The organism is bacterium (assembly GCA_041649255.1).
GTDB lineage: Bacteria > Hydrothermota > UBA3073 > JACQXS01 > JAQTXJ01 > JAQTXJ01.
Genome location: JBAZNK010000006.1, coordinates 115,600 through 131,575 on the forward strand (window position 1 = coordinate 115,600; position 15,976 = coordinate 131,575).

Annotated in this window: 7 protein-coding genes; 6 read left to right on the plus strand and 1 reads right to left on the minus strand. The window is 37.6% G+C overall.

Annotation, left to right across the window (positions count from 1 at the left end; translation table 11 throughout):
- The first annotated feature begins 52 nt into the window (after positions 1–52).
- The 6 genes from WC614_05835 (at position 53) to WC614_05860 (ending at position 12,813) form a co-directional block, all read left to right on the plus strand.
- Complete coding sequence (locus WC614_05835; protein ID MFA5032524.1) at positions 53–2,608, plus strand: NADH-quinone oxidoreductase subunit M; 2,556 nt, start codon at positions 53–55, stop codon at positions 2,606–2,608.
- 542 nt (positions 2,609–3,150) lie between these two features.
- A complete protein-coding gene (locus WC614_05840) occupies positions 3,151–4,674 on the plus strand; it encodes a FlgD immunoglobulin-like domain containing protein (GenBank protein MFA5032525.1) in 1,524 nt (507 codons plus the stop codon).
- Positions 4,675–4,831: 157 nt separating this feature from the next.
- Complete coding sequence (locus WC614_05845; protein MFA5032526.1) at positions 4,832–6,574, plus strand: SBBP repeat-containing protein; 1,743 nt, start codon at positions 4,832–4,834, stop codon at positions 6,572–6,574.
- A 214-nt stretch (positions 6,575–6,788) separates the two neighbouring features.
- Complete coding sequence (locus WC614_05850; GenBank protein ID MFA5032527.1) at positions 6,789–8,588, plus strand: right-handed parallel beta-helix repeat-containing protein; 1,800 nt, start codon at positions 6,789–6,791, stop codon at positions 8,586–8,588.
- Between the two features lie 263 nt (positions 8,589–8,851).
- Positions 8,852–10,546: a T9SS type A sorting domain-containing protein gene (locus WC614_05855; protein MFA5032528.1), complete on the plus strand. Its 1,695-nt coding sequence runs from the start codon at positions 8,852–8,854 to the stop codon at positions 10,544–10,546.
- A 71-nt stretch (positions 10,547–10,617) separates the two neighbouring features.
- Entirely contained in the window at positions 10,618–12,813 is a 2,196-nt protein-coding gene (locus WC614_05860; protein MFA5032529.1) for a T9SS type A sorting domain-containing protein, read from the plus strand.
- A gap of 8 nt (positions 12,814–12,821) precedes the next feature.
- Here WC614_05860 and WC614_05865 read toward each other — a convergent pair whose 3' ends face one another.
- On the minus strand, positions 12,822–15,908 hold the full coding sequence (locus WC614_05865; protein ID MFA5032530.1) for an efflux RND transporter permease subunit: 3,087 nt from the start codon (positions 15,906–15,908) through the stop codon (positions 12,822–12,824).
- Positions 15,909–15,976 lie beyond the last annotated feature (68 nt).

Genomic DNA, 15,976 nt, shown 5'->3' on the forward strand with positions numbered 1-15,976 from the left:
AGGCATTATAAGAAACATATTACACCTGCATATTGGTAAGTAAGCAATAATTATGGAAAAAATTGAATTAATAATTTTATTAATCCTACCTCTTATTTCAGTTCCTATGGTCTGTTTATTGGGGATGGTATTACGTGAATGGTTTGCAGCTTTTTCTACTTTAGCAATTTTTGTTATTGCTTTAAGGTTACTTCCCGTTGTATTAATAGCGCCTATTAAATTTAATTTTGCAACATTTCCCGTATTAAACACCCCGATGAGTCTGAATTTAGATTTGTTAGCGCTTATAATGGTGTTATTAATTTCTTTCTTAGGTTTTTTAGCTACGCTGTTTTCAATTTCTTACGCAAAAGAGTACAAGAATCTTAATTTTTATTATTCAATGCTTATGCTTTTTATTGGTTCGATGATTGCAACGGTAGTGGCAGGAGATCTCTTCACGTTATTTATATTCTGGGAACTGATGACTTTGTTTGGTCTGTTTCTGGTTATGCATAATCAAACGCAAGTTTCAGTAGATGCCGGAATAAAATTTTTTATTATGACAATAGTCGGCTCAATGTTTATGTTATTAGGAATTATCTTTATTTATTATTCGCAAAACACCGTTGATATTTCTCTCCTTTCAAGCAGGGAATTATTACTTAGTTCAAAAGCTACAAATTGGCTTTTATTATTTTTCTTCATCGGTGCCGGAGTAAAAGCAGGGATGGTTCCTTTACATACATGGTTGCCCGATGCTCATCCGGCTGCACCATCACCAATTTCATCTCTTTTATCAGGGGTGATGATTAAAGTTGGAATTTATTTGATGCTCAGAATATTCTGGCAGATATTTATAACGCCAGTTGTCTGGCAATTCATTCTTTGTGCCATTGGTTCGATTACCATATTAGTAGGAGTATTTATGGCATTAGTTCAGCACGATGCTAAACGACTTCTGGCATATCATAGCGTAAGTCAAATTGGGTATATGATTCTTGGTATCGGAACGGGAACTATTGTTGGTGTTGCCGGTGGATTGTTTCATTTAATGAACCATGCATTATTTAAGGGGCTTCTGTTCCTTTGTATAGGTGCTGTTATTTATCGTGCGAAAACAAGAGATTTATCAAAACTTGGCGGATTGGCAAAATTTATGCCTATTACTTTTGTTACCTGTTTAATTGCATCTTTATCCATTTCCGGAGTTCCTCCTTTTAACGGATTTGTTTCCAAATGGATGATTTATCAGGGAATAATAGAAGGAGGTAGGCAAGGGTTGATATTATGGCCTATCTGGTTAATTGCAGCAACTTTTGGAAGTGCATTGACTCTAGCAAGTTTTACAAAACTTTTGTATGCAATATTTTTAGGGCAATCTACAAACCAGGAAAAAATAGAAATAAAGAAAGAAGTTGATTGGACAATGTGGTTACCAATGATACTTCTTGCCGGGTTGTGTGTAGTATTTGGTGTATTTGCATTTTCCGTACCATTAAAACATCTTGTTTTCCCGTCTATTTTCTTGACAAGTAAGGGCGCACCTATGATAGATTTTATTGGTTTCTGGTCTCCGGGGATGGCAACGACTTTAATCCTGGTAGGAATCATTTTAGGAATGATTGTATTTTTCTTTGGGAAGGTTGGGAAAGTAAGAAAAACCGAAGCGTTTATTGGCGGTGAGAAATTACTTCCGGAGAATAAAGTGACAGGAGTAGATTTTTATAAAACAGTAAAAGATATGAATTATTTTGATAAAACTTATCATAGAGCATTATCCGGGGTTTATGACCTTTATCCACAGGCATTATCCGGGATGAATGAAGTTGCCCTGATAACTTTCCGTTATATTGATAGAGCAATTGCACGGTTCTATGAAATTATTGTTGAAATCATTTTTGGTCTAGGGAAATTTGTAAAAGGTTTTTCCGTACGGTTAATTATCGGATTAGCAGCTTTTCTAATTATTTCCATTGCTATACGAATGCCGATGTTACGGGAAATTACTGCCTGCGCTATTATGTTAGTTGGCGCACTGCTGGCACTGGTCGAGAATAATATTAAAAAATTTATTCTTTATAGTGGTTTAAGCCAACTGGGTTATGTTTTATTAGCAATAGGCTTGCCCGTCTTGGCAAGTGAGGGATTAGGCGTGGGGATTTTTTATTTAATAACTGCTTTATCCGGATGGTTGCTTATAATAGTTGGTTTGAAATCTTTATCAAGCGGGTATTTGAAAGTCAATAAGAATACAGGTTCGACCGGAAATGAAATAATAAATCTTGAAGGTTTAGCCGAGAGAATGCCATTTTCAACTGCTGTTTTTATAATTGGAGGCTTAAGTCTTATAGGAATACCGCCATTAAGTGGGTTCATAAGCAAATTTCATCTTTGTTCGATAACATGGTCAATACATCCAGTTTATAGTTTAGCTATTGTATTGGCAGATTTATTTACGCTTGGTTATATCTTACGCATCAGCAGAGTTCTTCTGTTTCGGGAGACAAAGTTTATTGCTAAGGAAAATGGAAGTGTTATTGCAATTGGTATTTTATTGATTATTGTTTGTCTAATGTTAAATTTTTACTCCGAACAAATTATTAAGTTTTTCACAATAGGAAACTAAGTAATAAAATCCCCGGAGTTGACAAAGTTGAGTGGGTAAAAAGTAAAATAATCAAGAACTAAGTTATTCCAAGAAAGTTGTTTTTGCAACTATTATTTAAGTAGCAATATACAAGAGTAGCGATAATAATCAAGGCGCAGATTTTTAAGTAAATTTATCAGTTAAGTAATATTAAATGTCATTCTGTGATACGGATAAAGTTATGGAAAAATATATTAAAATCAAAACCATATTTAGGACGCACCCATAACTGATAGGCAAATAGAGATTAGATTCTTCGTTACACCCAGAATGACAAAAGGCAGACTCAGATAGAAAAGAAGTTTTTCATCTTCCCGGTTAAATACCTAAAAAATCAATTTTTCATTGATATAGTAACGAAATTTCATACATTAGCAAAAAGCACTTGACAGATGTTGCAGATGGACACACCTAAGTTATTGAATAAATAAATTTTTAATTTATTGAAAGGAGGTAAGAGTTGAGAAGGAAAGTTTTTGAAGTTGATTTTCGAAAGAGACATAACAGAAAGGGAGGGGACAATGAAAAACATAAAATTGTCGAGTTTCCTTCTGATTATATCCTGTGTGTTGGGTTTCTACTCGCAAGCTAATGGACAGCAAGTTATAAAAGCATGGGGACACAACGATGTTGGGCAGGTTGGCGATGGGACAACAGGGAATAATAAATTACTCGCAGTTGCAGTAAACGGGTTGCCCGGAACACCTATAGCAGTTGCAGGCGGAGGAGCACATCAATGGGCAACCGATTTCAGTTTGGCGTTACTTTCGGATGGGACAGTTTGGTCATGGGGAAATAACTCTTTCGGACAATTAGGCGACGGAACAACGGTCAGCAAAACTACTCCCGTACAAGTATTGGGAATAACTAATGCAATAGCAATAGCAGCAGGCGGTTCAGGTTCAAAAAACAGTTCGGTTTTTGGTATGGCTTTATTGGCTGACGGAACTGTAAAGACCTGGGGTGGAAATACTTACGGGCAATTAGGAGATGGGACAATTATCAACAGGTCTGCTCCGGTAACTGTATCAGGGTTAACAAATGTTACGGCAATAGCCTGTGGTGGAGATTTTGCATACGCATTATTATCCAATGGAACAATAAAATCATGGGGCAGAAATAATTTTTCATATTCATACGGGCAGGGAATGTTGGGAGATGGAACGATTATTAACAGGTATACTCCCGTAACAGTATACGGGATAACAAATGCAACGGCGATAGCAGCTTGCGCTTATTACGGACTTGCTCTGTTAGCTGATGGAACGATAAGTGCATGGGGTAACAACTCCAAGGGACAATTAGGAGACGGTACAAAAACTAATAGACTTAAACCCGTAAAAGTATACGGAATAACGAATGCAACGGCAATAGCCGGGAGTTACTTTGATTCCGGCAACCCGAGCAGTATAGCATTATTGGCGGACGGAACATTAAGAACATGGGGTTCTAATAATCACGGACAATTAGGAGATGGAACAACAATCGCTAAAGTAAAACCTGTACAGGTATTCGGGATAACAAACGCCATAGCGATAGCTCGCGGTGGAGTAGACTGGCATGCAGTACTTTTAGCCGACAGAACGGTTAAAATTTGGGGATATGGAAGTTATGGACAGTTAGGAGACGGGACGATAGTAACAAAATACAAACCGCTAACGGTACCCGGGGTAACTAATGTGCAGTCAATCTGCGGCGGGCAGTATCATTGTATGGTTATTGTAGACATAACACCATTAAAATCGCAAGGTTCCGAGGAAAAGGTAAGTATCCGGAAACCTATATCCTTACAAGTCTATCCAATGCCGTTCAACTCCACATCAGAAATTTCTTATTACGTCCCGAATCAAACTAACGTAAAGCTCACGGTATATAGTGCTGACGGACGCAAAGTAAAGACACTTGTCAACGCAATGCAAACTTCGGGGCAATACAACTTAAAATGGAATGGCTTATCCGACAACGGGAAAAACGTTCCAACAGGCATATACTATTTGAACTTAAATGCAGGAACCAGGATAAACAAAAAGTTAATTAAACTCTAAAACTAAAGGCAAAGAAGAAAGGGCAGGAAGCTTAATGTTTCCTGCCCTTTTCATTATAAACATATCCCCTATTCGGATTGCATATAACAACAATACATTTAAATTATTGACAGATAGTTTTAAAAGTATTAATTTTTAACAATAACAGGGAGACAGTATGAAAAAACTTTTTATTCTTTCTTTGTTTTTTGCAGTATCTGCAAACGCTCAAACAGGTTTTTGGGCAAAACAACTCGGCGGAACAGGAGAAGAATTTGCCGGTTCAATGGCCGTAGATAACATAGGCAATATATATGTTACAGGATATTTTGACGGCACAATTGACTTAAACCCGGGAATCGGTGTTGATAGCCATACTTCTAATGGCGAAAGAGATGCCTTTCTTTGTAAACTTGATGCAAACGGAAGTTTCATTTGGGGGAAAACCTGGGGCGGACACAAAGGCGATGTCGGAAATGGCATTGCCGTGGATAGTTTCGGCAATATAGTCGTAATAGGACGATTCCAGGATACCGTCAACTTCAATCCGGCAGGGGCAGACACTCACATATCAAACGGTCTTAGCCACCAGAACAACCCATACATCTGCAAGTTTGATTCAAGCGGGAACTTTCTCTGGGCAAAGACCTGGGGCGGAGTTTGGGGCGCCGAAGGATATAGCGTTACCGTAGACCCGGTAGGAAATATTTATGGAGGAGGAGATTTCTCCAACCCGGCAGGAACTCCGGTTGATTTTAATCCGGGCATCGGTGTTGACAACCATTGCTGTAATGGTTTCTTTGATGCATGGATGGTCAAGTATAATGCGAATGGAAATTTCGCCTGGGCAAAAACATGGGGCGGGGCAGACTATGACGACGGATGCGCCATTAATGTAAACAGGTCAGGAATTTTATATTGGGCAGGAATGTTTGAATCAGTAGGCGTTAACCTGAATCCGGATAGTACGGGACCCGCCGACATACATTCGTGCAATGGCGGGCAAATTGACGTATTCCTCAGTAAATTTGATACGAGTGGACATTTCTATTGGGCAAGAACATGGGGCGGAAATGGAAATGACTGCGGAGGACACGTTACCGTAGATGAAGACGGAAATGCTTTTGTAGGAGGATATTACCAGGACACGGTTGATTTCAATCAGTGGTCCACACCAAAAGACACCATAATTTCGGCAGGCGGTTACGATGCCTTTCTAAGTAAAATAGATTCTTCCGGGAATCTTATCTGGGCAAAGCCAATGGGTGGAACGGGTGATGAAAGAGGCGGGTTTAATGTGATTGATAAGAACGGGAATATTTATATGATAGGTTTGTTTTCCGGGAAAGCCAATTTTGATTGGAACACCGGAGATGATACGCTTACCTCAAGAGGCAGTAATGATATTTTCATAATAAAAATAGATGCTTCCGGGAATTTTCTCTGGGCAAAACGAATGGGTGGAACGGGAGATGACGGGGGGTATTCCATTGGGATTGATGACAGCGGGAATATTTATAGTTCCGGCTGTTTTACCGGTACGTCCAATTTTGACCCGGGCACAGGAACATCTAACCTTAACGCAGTAGCCGGGGGTGATATTTTCTTAAGCAAGTTTTATCCCGCAATAGGAACGGAAGAAAATGCGGATTTTGGATTGCAGAATGCGGAATTGAAAATAAGTAAAAATCCTTTTATTAAATCAACGCTTATTAGTTATAGTGTTCCCGAGTATACGAATGTACTATTAACGATTAACGATTTATCAGGGCGGTGTGTGAAGACATTAATAAACGAAGAAAAACAGGCAGGAAATTATACTATTGATTTCAATGCAAGAGGGTTGCCGACAGGAATATATTTTGCAAAGTTTAGTACGGGTAATTATAAAGAAACGAATAAGTTGATATTAATAAAATAAAGGTTACAATTTTCTCAACAGTGTTTTTCTGTCTATGATAGACAGGTAAAAAGAGTTTATTATACCTTTTTATTTTTAATTTCTACTTTCAATTCTAAACTATCTTTTTCTTTAAATCTGCGCTTATTTTCATCCTAATAAAAAGATTGACAAATATGGATTTAAGGACATTAATTATTTTATAGTTGCTGGTTTAAAAACAACAGGAGGAAAGATGAAAATGAAACATCCCGCTATGGCGGTGAGATTTTTTGGTTTGATTATAGGGACACAGTTTATTGTGTCTTCACTCGTAAATGCCACTAACGTAAGCGGAGTTATCAGCACGAATACGGTATGGAACACAGCAGGCAGTCCGTATATTGTTACGGGAAATATATTAGTAGATACTTTAGTAAGACTTGATATTCAGCCCGGCGTAGAAGTAAGGCTTGATTCGGCAAAATGTATAATGGTCAAGGGAATTTTAAATGCAATCGGAACGGCAAGCGATTCAATTATAATAACAAAGAATGGAACCGCAGAATGGAGCAGGATATGGCTTAAACCGGCAGTGATATGCAGTCTTAAATATTGCAGGATTGAATATGCGAATAATTTTGCCCTCTATAGTGACATTGGAGATTCCATTTATATGGACCACTGCACTATTTCTAATAATATAGGCGGAGCTATTCATATTAATGGTGGGATATCCGTTATAACCAATAACACTATAACTGATAATAGCTTTCCTATAAGTGGTTTAGCCGCAGGACTTACTATTGGCGGAGGCACTTCGGCCGTAATAACACAGAACATTATATCTAACAATTCGAACGGTGGTTATGGCGGAGGTATCTCTATTTATGGACTTGCTTCTGATGGTTCAATTACTATAACTAACAACACTATAACTAATAACTCGGCGATGCTTGGCGGAGGGATGTGTATATGGACATCCAGCAACGGCAGCTCCGTAAAAATAGATAGCAATACGATAACTTATAACTCTACAACTTTTGGTGGAGGCGGAATCCTTATCAATGGGGCTAATGTTACAGTAACTAACAACATCTTATCTAATAATTTTGCTCTTACTCAGGGAGGCGCTATTTTTAGTGGAGCAGCTATGATTCGTCATAACACAATAACTTATAATATGGCTGATTCCGGAGGAGGCGCTATCTATACTTGTAGTGGCACATCAAGCCCAATTTATTATAACACAATAATAGATACCAGCCCTTCTGCTATATATAATCAAGGAGAGGGTTTTATACGAACAAATAACATTTCTGCTACGGGTTATGTTGTGTATAATAATGGGGGGTCTGATTTAGATGCAAGGTATAACTATTGGAATATTACTAACACCGACACAATGAATGCAAGGATTTTTGATTATTTTGACGATTTTAGTAAAGGGATAGTTCATTATCAAATATTTTTAAATGCTCCGTTCAGCGATACAATTGCGCCTTCGGCTCCGATTAACCTTACTGCTACAAAGATTGTTGATTCGACATTTGAAATCAACTGGACGAACCCTGTTGATGCAAGCGGAATTTCGGAATATTATTATCACCTTTCCTGGTCACCTATGTCGAATTTTGATACAAGCGGCGCATTCTATTCTTTACCGGATACAATTACTGTTACTCCCGGTGAATCTTTATTCGTCTGGTTAGTAGACAGCAGCGGGAACTTAGATTGCAATAACAGGGCGGGTATTTATATTGTGGGGATAGAAGAAAAATCAAATATCAAAACCCCTTCGACTACGCTCAGGGCAAGTCAAAATCCATTTATTAAGTCAACGGTTATTAGTTATAGCATTCCCTATTATACTAATATGCTATTAACTATTAACGATATTTCCGGGAGAGAAGTGCGTAAACTTTTGGATGGAGTGCAAAAAGCGGGAAGTTACGAATTTAATTTGGAGAGCAAAGGATTGACTACCGGAGCATATTTTATAGTCTTAAATACAGGTGAAAATAAATTAACGAAAAAAATTATTGTAATAAAGTAATTTAATTAGTTGCCCTGATAACGCTACAATTGCTTCGGGAACAGTAATTATTCGGCAATTAAGAATTTCTAATAATTCTTAGTATCTAATTCTAACTGGTAAAATATTTATTGTAGCATCCCCCCTATTTTGTAGTTCCCCGACACAGCAATTTCTTGATTCTCAGAGGAACGAAAAAGGTAGTATTAAACATTGACAAATCTAGATTTTAAGGATATCATCAATTAGAGGGGTACTTGTTGTTAAAATAAACAGGGGGAAAAATGAGAAGATTTTTAAGTTTGATTGTAGGAACACAATTTATTATGTTCTCAATCGTAAATGCCACCAATGTAAGCGGCATTATTAGCACAAATACAGTATGGAACACGACAGGCAGTCCATATATTGTTACGGGAAATGTCTTAGTAGATACTTTAGTTACATTAACAATTCAGCCGGGAGTTGAAGTAAAGGTTAATGAAGCAAAATATATAATGGTCAAGGGAATTTTAAGGGCAATCGGGACATCGAGCGATTCGATTATAATAACAAAGAACGGGACTGCAGGGTGGAGCAGGTTATGGTTAAGAACAGCATCAATATGTAGTCTTAAATATTGCAGGATTGAATATGCAGATAGTACCGCTATATATAATGATGACAATGGTTCTTTTTATGTTGGTTATTGCACCATTTCTAATAATCCGGTACCATCAATGATGCCATCTGTATATTGTATCAATAATTATAAAGGTTCAGCCGTAATAATTAATAGTACTATTTCTAATAACTCTGGAGCTATTAACACCTCTGAAGGTAATTATGGTTCAGCCATAATAGTTGGAAACACTATTACTAATAACTCAGGTTATTATGGTATCCTTAGTAATTATTCTAATTCCGGCTCAGCTATAATATCCGGCAATATTGTTTCTAACACCTCAGGTACGGGTATCTATAATTGGATGGGGACAGGTAAAATAGTTGGAAACACTATTATCGGTAATACAAGAGGAGGAATTTATAATGTTTGTGTTATTGATTCGCTCACAATAGCCGGCAACACTATTTCTAATAATGGATCTGCTAACGATGAGAATTTTGGTAGTATTTATAGTAAGTCTGATAGCTTGCCTGATTTTCCGCATTTACTTACGATTCGTTATAATAGAATAACTGATACCACTTATTCTGCCATACATCTCAAATCCAATTTTAATACTCTTATTCGCACAAACAATATTTATGCTACCGGGTACACTTTTTACAATAATGATACGCTTGATATAGATGTAAAATATAATTATTTAAATAGCTTAAATACCGATACAATTGATGCTAAGATTTATGACTACTATGACGATTTTAGCAAAGGAAAAGTATTATATCAACCATTCCTTAATACACCGTTTATTGATACAACAGCCCCTTCTGCTCCTATTAATCTGACTTCTACAAAGCTTGCCGGGTCTAAGTTTAGAATCAACTGGACAAATCCTGCTGATTCAAGCGGTATTGCAATATATTATTACAAGGTAGGTTCAGCACCTACCTTTAATTTTGATATAAGCGGCGTGTTCTATTCTATCCCGGATACTCTGTTCTCAACCGGAGGAGAACTTTATGTATGGCTGCAAGATGGCAGTGGAAATTTGAATTATCAAAATAATACATCCGTTATGCTGGGAATAGAAGAGAGTTCAGAGTTGAAAGTAAAAAGTTTAGAGTTACAAATAAGTAAAAACCCGTTTATCAAATCAACAACGATAAAATTTAGTGTAGGGAACAGACATGTCTGTTCCTTAAAGATTTACGATATAACCGGCAATTGCGTTAAAACATTAGTAAATGAGAAAAAAGATGCCGGAAATTATGAAGCGAGTTTTGATACAAAAGGGTTGGCATCGGGAATTTACTTTGCTAAATTAAGCGCAGGGAACATTAGCATAAATAAAAAATTGATTTTGATGAAGTAAAATACTTTTGAAAAACAAGAAGAAATTTGCAGGGTAAGCAAGCTGGGGGACAGAAAAAATGGGAGAATAATATGAGGAATAAAAAGTTTTGTGGAATGGTTGTTTTACTACTTGGAATTGTTTATAATACTGCAAATGCGAAATACCCGGGATGGACGAATTATACAAGCGGGATGGATGTTAACGCCGTTGCCAGCGAAGGGAATACAATATGGGTTGGAACTTCCAGCGGGTTAGTATCTATAGATGCAACTACTGGAAATATGGAGTTTTATAACCATGCGAATTCGGGTATGCCGGACAATTATGTTTTTGCAATAGGAATCGAAGGAAGCGTAAAATGGATTGGAACGCCTTCCGGATTAGTTAAGTTTGACGGGACTAACTGGACTGTCTATACTATGGCAAATTCAGGCATACCACAGGATTATGTTTTTTCAATAGCAATTGAAGGAAACGTAAAATGGCTTGGAACCTGGGGCAAGGGGTTGGTAAAATTTGACGGGACAAACTGGACTGTGTACAACAAGACTAATTCAGGTTTGCCGGATAATCTTATTCAGGCAATAGCAATCGAAGGAAATATAAAATGGATTGGAACAGATGCCGGTGGGTTGGTGAAGTTTGACGGGACGAACTGGACTGTTTATAATTCGAGTAATTCAGGTTTGCCTTATGATGATATTAATGCAATAGCTATAGAAGGAAGCACTAAATGGATTGGGACATACTATGAAGGATTGGCATCGTTTGACGGGACAACATGGACAACGTATTTTACAGGAAATTCCGGAATGCCGCACAATAACGTTACTTCAATAGCAATAGACGGAAACGTAAAATGGATTGGAACAAACTATGCATTAGCAGCGTTTGACGGGACAAATTGGACTATCTATGACTATGACAATATTCCATGTTTACCTAATAATCAGGCAGTTGACCCGGAATTTTTTATAGTTGCGGTAAATGGAACTACAAAATGGATTGGGTGTCTTCTTTATGACCAGCGTAATATGGCTAATTATGCAATGGGAGTCGTTTTTAAGTTTGATGGCGCAAACTGGACTATGTATAAGACAGGTAATTCGGGTTTGCCCTGTGATTTTGTTTATTCCATAGCAATTGAAGGCACGACTGGCGCAAAATGGATTGGAACGGGTTCCGGATTAACAAGCTATGACGGCACGAACTGGACATTATATGACGAAAGTAATTCGGCATTGCCTTATTTTGCAATAACTATCCCCGCTATAGCAATAAGCGGAAGCACAAAATGGATTGGAACGGATATGTATGGAGTAGCTAAGTTTGATGGAGCAACATGGACTTTGTATGATACGGAAAATTCCGGATTGCCTGATGACCGGATTATAACTCTTGCAACAGAAGGAACAACTGTATGGATTGGAACTTACAGTGGATTAATAAAATATGATGGCGCAACATGGACTGTTTATGATACGAGTAATTCAGGATTGCCGGATAATAATATTATTGAAATAGCAATTGAAGGAAGCACTAAATGGATTGGAACGCCCTCGGGATTAGTAAAGTTTGATGGGACGAACTGGACTGTGTATAACACGAGTAATTCAGGTTTGCCGGGTAACTCTATTTTCTCCGTAGCAATAGAGGGGAACATAAAATGGATTGGAACAGCTTATGGCTTGGCAAAACTTAGCGGAACAAGCTGGACTACTTACAATACGAGTAATTCGGGAATACCAAATAATGGAGTTACCAACATTGCAATTGAAGGAACAACCAAATGGATTGCGACGGGATATGGATTGGCAAAATTTACCGGAACAAACTGGACTGTTTATAAACAAAGTAATTCCGGATTACCTAATGATGAGTATATTTCGACTATTGCAATAGAAGGAAATATGAAATGGATTGGAACATTAAATGGCGGCGGGTTGACAACTTATACGGAGACAGGGATAGAAGAACAGACAAATTTGGATTTTGGAATGCGGAACGCGGATTTGAGAATAAGTCAAAATCCGTTTATTAAATCAACGGTTATCAGTTATACCGTTCCACCGAATAACTATTATACTAATACACTATTAACGAATGTCCAATTAACTATTCACGATCTTTCAGGCAGAGAAGTCCGTAAACTTGTCAGTGGAATACAAAAAGCCGGGAGTTATGAAGTGAGTTTTAATGCAAAAGGGTTGGTATCAGGGATTTACTTTGTCAAGCTAAATGCAGGTAACATCAGTATAAGTAAGAAATTAATATTAATGAAATAAGACAAGACTTACTTACTCCCGTACATAGTTTTTCTTGCTCTTATGCCGGTTCTTTTTGCGAAGCCGTCAAATATTGTGTAAATAATAGGAATAACTATCAGAGTGAGCGCCGTAGAAACCAGCAATCCAAAAATGACTACGACTGCCATTGGCGCCATCATTTCTGCTCCCATACCTTTTCTAAACGCCATTGGTATCATACCTGACATAGTTGCCAATGCAGTTATTAAAATCGGTCTTAATCTTATTTTACCCGCAGAAATAAGAGCTTCTATAATGTCCATTCCTCTTGCTCTCAACTGATTTGCATAATCTATAAATATAATACCGTTCTTTACCACAATACCTACAAGAATTATCAACCCCATAACCGATGTCATTGAAAGGGATTTATGTGTAAGGAGCAATCCCCATATCATTCCTATAATTCCTAACGGCACCGTAAACATTATTACAAAAGGATGCATCAACGACTCAAATAAAGCTGCCATTATCATATATACAAGTAATATAGCAAATATAAAAGCTATCCCCAATGTGAAAAATGCTTCGTTCATCTTCTGGAATTCGCCACCAAATTCTATAAAATAGCCTGCAGGAATATTTTTCCTTATCGTGGCAATCTTTTTCGTAATGTCTTTCGCAACCCCGCCCACATCTCTTTTTTCAATATTAGCCGTAACCGAAACCTTTCTGGTTTGTTCCTCTCTTTCTATTTTAACGGGACCTTCGGTATAAATTATGTTTGCTACCTGTTTCAAAAGAATTGTAGTTCCAAAAGGTGTTGCAATGGGAATATTTTCAATATCCTGAATTTCTTTCACATCAATTTTATTAAGTTTTATATTTATGTTTATATCTTCGCCTTTATCCCTGAATCTTGAAGCTACAGTACCGTAAACGGCAGTTCTGACTTCCTGTCCTATCTGGTATGTAGTTAATCCGAACAAAGAAGCTTTTTCTTTATCGATTTTTATTTGTAATTCAGGTTTTCCTTCTTTCATAGAGATGTCTACCTCTTTTACTCCTCTTACATCTTTTATCTGGTGGGCAATTCGTGAGGAAATATCCTGAAGAGTTGGAAAATCTTTACCGAATATTTTTATATCTATTGGAGCGCCCGTATTGCCGAACATTCCACTGCTTACATCGGAAAAATCTATTTTTGCGCCTTCTATTTTAGGTAATTTTTTCCTGAGTTCAACCGTAACATCCGCAGCGCCTCTCTTACGTTTCTTTTTATCCACCAATCTTCCCATTATTGATGCTTTATGTATTGCCGCACCTTCCATAGCAGAATGTTCCGAACCACTAGTACCTACGAATGAAGTTACTGTTTCCATTTCGGGAATGGATTTAAAGGCATTCTCAATCTGGAGAGCAACTCTATCCGTTTCTTCGAGTGAAGTTCCCACAGGCATTGTAAGTCCTGCCTGAATAAAAGGTATGTCAAAAGAAGACATAAATTCTTTACCGATAAACGGGATTAAAAACATTGTTCCAACAAATACTATACCAACAATTGAAAGAACTTTTCTCTTGTGATTGAGAGAATATTGTAAAATTCTTCCATACCATTCTCTAAACTCATTAAATTTTTTCTCCCATGCGATTTGACTATCTTTCTTTTTGAATAATATGGAAGCAAGCATTGGAACTACTGTAAAAGCTATAAGGAGAGACGCAAGAAGAGCGAAAGATATGGTAAGCGCAAAAGCGCGGGACATTTTGCCTGCCACTCCGGTAGCGAATGCAAGAGGGACAAATACCGCAATAGTCGTGAGTGTTGAGGCGGTTACCGCCATCAAAACTTCATTAGTGCCGTGAACTGCCGCACTCTTACGGTCGTTTCCTTCTTCTACTTTTCTATAGATACTTTCAATTACAACTACGGCATCATCCACCAACATTCCCGACGCAAGAGCTATACCTGCAAGAGTCATAACGTTAAGCGTATAACCTGCCCAATTCATAGCAATAAAGGTAGCGATAATTGAAAAAGGAATAGCTAATGCTATTGTTAAAGTCGGTCTCCAGTTAGTCAGGAAAAGGAAAACAAATAAAATGGCAAGGATACACCCCTCAAGAGCGCTTGTGCTGGTATTTTTCGTTATATCTTTTATCATATCCCCTTGGTCAAATATTGTGTGGAATTTGATATTATAAGGGATAGTCTCTTTAATTTTCTCCATTTCTTTATTGATTCTGTCGGAAACAGTTACTGTATTTGCCCCACCCTGTTTGGTTACTACCATAACGACACTTTCTTTGCCCTGTGTTCTTCCGTATCCCCTGACGTCTTTGTTACCATCTATAACTTCCCCGACATCCTTTATCTTTATGGGAACTCCATTTTTATTTCCAATTACCGTATTCTTAACGTCTTCAAGTGTTTTATATTCTCCTTCGACTCGTATTGAATATTCTTTATATCCACGATTCAGGTATCCTGCGCTAAAATTCATATTGGAAGCCTGGAGCATCGGGAGAATCTGGGTAAGCCCAAGTCCATATGAAACAAGTCTTGTTTCATCAATAAAAACGCTTATTTCTCTGTCCCGTCCTCCGGTCAGAGCACAGGAAGCAACTCCATCCAATCTTTCTAATCTGTCTTTTACCTTATCTTTAACTGCATTGTATAATTCTTTCAAATCACAATCACCGGTAATTCCGTAAAATGCCGCCGGCATCATAGACGTGCTGAACTTAAAAACTAAAGGAGCGCCTGCTTCTTCCGGAAGATAGTTTTCTATCTGTCCAATCATATCCCTGACATCCTGAGCCGCAAAATCAAGATTGGTGCCCCATTCAAATTCTACCGTTACCATAGAAGAGCCTTCTTCCGAAGTTGATTTTATCGATTTCACGCCTTTTACGCTTAAAACGACTTCTTCTATAGGTTTACTTATTTGTTCTTCTATTTCACGAGAAGACACGCCGGAGTAACTTGTTATTACATAAACCGTAGGATACTCGATATCCGGAAGTAAATCCAATCCCAACTTACTAAACGACATAAAACCGAACAACACTATGATAAGAATCATCATAGTTACGGTCACTCTTTTATTTACTGAAAATTTTGCGATATTCATATTATTGCTCCGGCCACAAAAGCACTAAGACACCAAATCCCACTAAATTGTAATATAATTTCGTGATT

Excerpts from the sequence above, each read along its gene's own strand:
- WC614_05850 (MFA5032527.1), top strand. The coding sequence starts at position 6,789 with ATGAAAATGAAACATCCCGCTATGGCGGTGAGATTTTTTGGTTTGATT.
- WC614_05835 (MFA5032524.1), top strand. The coding sequence starts at position 53 with ATGGAAAAAATTGAATTAATAATTTTATTAATCCTACCTCTTATTTCA.
- WC614_05840 (MFA5032525.1), top strand. The coding sequence starts at position 3,151 with ATGAAAAACATAAAATTGTCGAGTTTCCTTCTGATTATATCCTGTGTG.
- WC614_05855 (MFA5032528.1), top strand. The coding sequence starts at position 8,852 with ATGAGAAGATTTTTAAGTTTGATTGTAGGAACACAATTTATTATGTTC.
- WC614_05845 (MFA5032526.1), top strand. The coding sequence starts at position 4,832 with ATGAAAAAACTTTTTATTCTTTCTTTGTTTTTTGCAGTATCTGCAAAC.
- WC614_05860 (MFA5032529.1), top strand. The coding sequence starts at position 10,618 with ATGAGGAATAAAAAGTTTTGTGGAATGGTTGTTTTACTACTTGGAATT.
- WC614_05865 (MFA5032530.1), bottom strand. The coding sequence starts at position 15,908 with ATGAATATCGCAAAATTTTCAGTAAATAAAAGAGTGACCGTAACTATG.